Here is a 1,318-nt window from a genome sequence, read left to right on the forward strand (position 1 = left end):
GGTGCCGCCTCGGGGGTGTTCGCGCCCGGGCATCTGGGCGAGCTGACCCGGATCGTGCCGTTCGAGACCGTCGATGCGGCCCTTGAGCAGTGCCGGGCCCACCAGCGGCGGCTGCGGTCGATCCCCTCCCGCGTGGTGGTGTATCTCCTGCTCGCGTCCGGTCTGTTCGCGAGCGTCGGCTGGATGGGGATCTGGCGGAAACTGCGCGGCGGCCTCGGCCCGGCCCGCACTCCGGCGGCCTCGGCACTTTGGGAGGCGCGGACCCGGGTCGGTCCCGGCCCGCTCAAGGTGCTGTTCGAGCTGCTGGCGGGCCCGACCACGGGGATGGCGCGGTGGCGGGGCCTGGCGGTGTGCGCGATCGACGGCACCCTGCTCGACATTCCCGCCTCGAAGGACAACCTGTCAGTCCACCGCTCCAGCGGCGCGACCCGGTGGGCCGGTGCCGGCTACCCGCAGGTCCGGCTGCTCGCCCTGGTCGCAGCCGGGTCGCGCGCGGTCATAGCGGCCGCGTTCGGACCTGTCGACACCGGCGAGACGAAGTACGCCGCGCGACTGACCGGCGCGATGGGCGCGGGCCAGATCATCCTGGCCGATCGCGGCTTCGATGCCGCCGCCCTGATCGAAGCCATCCGCGGCACTGGCGCCCACCTGCTGGTGCGCATGGGCGCCAGGACCAAACCCGTCCGGCTGCACCGGCTGCGCGACGGCACCTGGCTCGTACGCCGCGGCACGCTGATCTTGCGTCTGATCGAAGCCGAGATCACCATCGCCACCACCGCCGGTACCCAGACCGGCCACTACCGGCTGCTCACCAGCGCGGTCAACCCGCGCCGCTACCCGGCCGATCAGATCGTCGCGCTCTACCACCAGCGGTGGGAGATCGAGACCGCCTACGCAGAGTTCAAATCCACGCTCCTGCGCCGCCGGGTCCTGCGCGGTAAACACCCGGGGGCCATCGACCAGGAAATCTGGGCACTGCTGACGCTCTACCAGGCGATCCGCATCGCTATCGCCGACGCTGTGATCGGTGAACCGATCGGCCCACTCCAAGCCAGCTTCACCATCGCCCTGGAAACCGCCCGCGACCAGCTCATCCGCGCCGCGAACCTCCTCGATGACGAACAGATCGACCTCAAAGGCGTGATCGGACAGCAAATCCTCGCGCACCCGCTACCCGAACGCCGACTCCGCAAAGCACCTCGCGTGGTCAAACGAGCGATCTCGAAATACCACGCCCGCAGCAACCACATCGACCGGCGAACCTACAAGGCCACCCTCGACATCATCGTCTACGCAGACCCCTAACCGAACGGCATTG

General features: G+C 69.5%; 1 protein-coding gene. It reads left to right on the top strand.

What is annotated here, in order from left to right:
- Nucleotides 1–1,305: IS4 family transposase (locus tag JFB92_RS24960; protein ID WP_199044665.1), on the top strand; the 1,305-nt coding region annotated here is incomplete at its 5' end.
- Nucleotides 1,306–1,318 lie beyond the last annotated feature (13 nt).

The sequence above is a fragment of the Glycomyces salinus genome, from assembly GCF_016428645.1.
In the GTDB taxonomy this organism is placed as follows: Bacteria; Actinomycetota; Actinomycetes; order Mycobacteriales; family Micromonosporaceae; genus Glycomyces; species Glycomyces salinus.